The organism is Bacteroides sp. LFL-34, assembly GCF_027257075.1.
GTDB lineage: Bacteria > Bacteroidota > Bacteroidia > Bacteroidales > Bacteroidaceae > Bacteroides > Bacteroides ovatus.
Genome location: NZ_JAPQKZ010000112.1, coordinates 1 through 2,979 on the forward strand (window position 1 = coordinate 1; position 2,979 = coordinate 2,979).

At 39.8% G+C, this 2,979-nt stretch carries 3 protein-coding genes; all 3 read right to left on the reverse strand.

The genetic code is table 11. The features are described from left to right. Positions 1 to 329 (reverse strand): site-specific integrase (locus N5O98_RS26980; protein ID WP_269496223.1); only part of this gene is annotated, 329 nt, incomplete at its 3' end. Next, positions 319 to 1,638, reverse strand: a complete 1,320-nt coding sequence (locus tag N5O98_RS26985; RefSeq protein WP_117852431.1) for a tyrosine-type recombinase/integrase — start codon at positions 1,636 to 1,638, stop codon at positions 319 to 321. The genes N5O98_RS26985 and N5O98_RS26980, both read right to left, overlap by 11 nt. Further along, complete coding sequence (locus tag N5O98_RS26990) at positions 1,635 to 2,849, reverse strand: tyrosine-type recombinase/integrase (protein ID WP_118028100.1); 1,215 nt, start codon at positions 2,847 to 2,849, stop codon at positions 1,635 to 1,637. The genes N5O98_RS26985 and N5O98_RS26990 overlap by 4 nt, the downstream gene beginning before the upstream one ends. Positions 2,850 to 2,979 lie beyond the last annotated feature (130 nt).

Consider the following 2,979-nt stretch of genomic DNA (forward strand, 5'->3'; position numbering starts at 1 on the left):
TATTTTATGAATTGGATTTTCTTGTGCGCAAGGAAACGGAGGAAATTTTTCAATATGGAGAGACGATGATTGCATGTTTGCGGGCTGCATTTTCTTACTTCTTTCAGCCACGCAATCCATTCTTCAATCCAGTCCTTACGGAAGCATTCCCCACAAATGGTATTTGAGGTGACTCCCTTCGAGGATTCAAGGAAATCTATATAGATTCCCATTCCCTCTCCGTATGATTTTAAAGCGTTATGGCTCAGATTCCTTATACACGGAAGATAAACCGTATGCCACTCATGGATGGCATCGGCGATAATTGAATGTTCTGCTTTAGTCTTCATATTCAAAATAGTCGTTTAAATCAGGTAAAAGTTCTTCATACCCACCTCCTGTCAGATTTTCCAACTGGTGTGCAAACAGCGGTACAAGCCTGTAATAATATAATGTGTTTTGAATGTAACGGTGTCCCATGGAACGGCTGAGATATAAGAGTTTGTCCATCCATTCAATGCCGCAGTGATCCCAACCGTTTATGTTCACGACCGCATAGTGACTGCGAAAATCATATGCTCTTGCGTGTGCCGTACTGACTTTCTTCCATACTTTCTTAAAACTTGCCGTTACCCATTCTCCGGAATATGGTTTGTCGTACTCGTTAGGAAAGAATATCTTTCTTCCGGGCATGAGATTTTCCATTTTGACATTATACATCTGCAATAGCGACCACATGGATTCGTGCAAGGCAACCCGATGTTCATCTATGCTCTTTGTGTATCTTATATTTATAACACCGGATTGCAAGTCCACGTCTTCTACTCTGAGCAGACGGGCTTCTGTTGTACGCATCCCTGTACTGTACAAAAGTCGGAAAAAGACCGGAACTTCCACTTTCATAAGCGCAGCCCTCATGTCACGGCAATTTATTGGAGGTTCGAGATTGTCCGCTTCATTAAAGAATCTTGCAAGCTCTTCTGGAGTAAACGGATGTGGTTCGAATGATGTGACATTGACTCTTGGAATGGTGGATGGAAGAGGAATATTTACGAAACCACGGCTATTCGCATATTTCAGAAATCCTCTGACACCTACAATTCTGTTATTGCATGACTTTGCGGATTCCGTTTTTTTCTTCTTGCAATAATCAAGGACAATTTCTTCTGTAAGAGCTTCAGCTGACGGATAATTATGGGCGCAGAAGTCATTGAAACGGCGAATCTTGTCCATTGTCCGCCTACTGAATTTTCCAGAGGCTCTTTTGTAAAGTTCATATTTCTTGACTATATGGGATATTGCGGAATAAGAGTATGGCTGTTCTGAAACAAGAATACGCTTTGGCTTAGGTGTGTATTTTATGTCCGGAGGATATGATGGCAATTTGAACGGTGCCCCATATTTCGACCGGATATAACGGATGAAGCGCCTCAAAATAATGCATCGGTTACGGTTTGTATAATAGCTTTCCTTATCTGTCCTTGATGCCCATCCGGAGATAATATCATCCGACAGCACTCCGCCATGATTCATACAGTACTTGGCGAAAGAGTTCAGGTATATGCGGGTTATATAGTCACATTTTCCGATACCAGAGATGAAATTGACATATTCAGACATCAAATCTGCAAATTGGGGTAGATGTGAATCTGTTTTCATTCGAACAACTCCTTTCTTATTGGATAACATTCAATATTGATTCCGCATTCTCTCAGATGAGGGATGTCAGCATCTATATATGGGACTATAGATGAAGAACAGATATGTCCTAAAATATGGCTGATGACCCTAATCTCGGTACCTTTACCAAGTAATTTAGAGGCGAGGTTGTGCCGAAATACGCTGACTCCACGCCCGAATTCACCTTTTCTAAGGTTTAGTTTCTCAAAGACTGTATTGACAATGGTGCCGATACTTTTGTTCTCCAACCTTTCTGTCGCATTCTTCTTGTTGGGAAACAGATACACGGATCCGGCCTCATTGTCCCGTTCATTACGTATGTAATCAAACAATGAGTTTCCAACATGAGGAAGAAGGGGCAACACTATCGGATTACCAGTCTTTTCCTGGACGAAGCTGACTCGTTCCTTCTTCCAATCTATGTCTGTCAATTTCAAGTTGGCAATGTCGCATCCTCTTATGCCAGTATATAAGGCCAATGAAACTATAGCTTTTTCCCTGAAAGTCAAAATATTGTTAGAGTCTGACAAAGCATTTTTTATCACATTGATTTCATCATCCTTAAGATAGTTGAAGTTTTTCCTTTCATATTTCAAATCAGGGAAATAACCTAATACTTTTTTCATGTCGTATAAATCCCCCAACTCTTTAAGGGCTGACGCTATGTGACCGCAATATGTCCTTGAACGCTTTTGCTGTTCTTCTTTAAGGAAAAAGGACAAAACATGTTCTTCTTTGATTTCATCCAATGAAGAGACGTGGAACTTTTGCATCTCAAAAAGGAACATTGTAACGGTATTGGTTTCCATTTTTACTGTGGACTTCTTTTTATGTTCTGCGGCACGTTTCCGGTAAATGTCTATAACTTTCTGAAAACTGGGGTTAAGCATATTATACCTGGAAGGATAGCATAACGGAACAAAGGACTTCTTGTCCGGGTAGTGCCCAAATTCATCATATGCTTGGATAGTACGTAAATGCATCATCCTAAGATCCAATGTCGCTTTTGTATATCCCCTTGTACGGATAAACTTTTCTGCAAATTGTTCATACGAATGAAAACATCCTTCATGTTCAAAAAGAAGTCTTAAAACAAATTTTACTCCTTTGATGTACTGAATGTCATAACCACGGGAAACGAGGTTGTCCAGTAACTTCTTCTGGCTTAATTTTAACTGTGCTATATTCATATTCTTCCTATTGGCTTTAGTGCCATTAGCAAAGATATAGGAATGTATTATCCAAACCTATTCATCCTATAACAGAATGATTTACAGAATAAAAAACTGTATTTTTAGGATAATGCTGGGGTTTGGATAA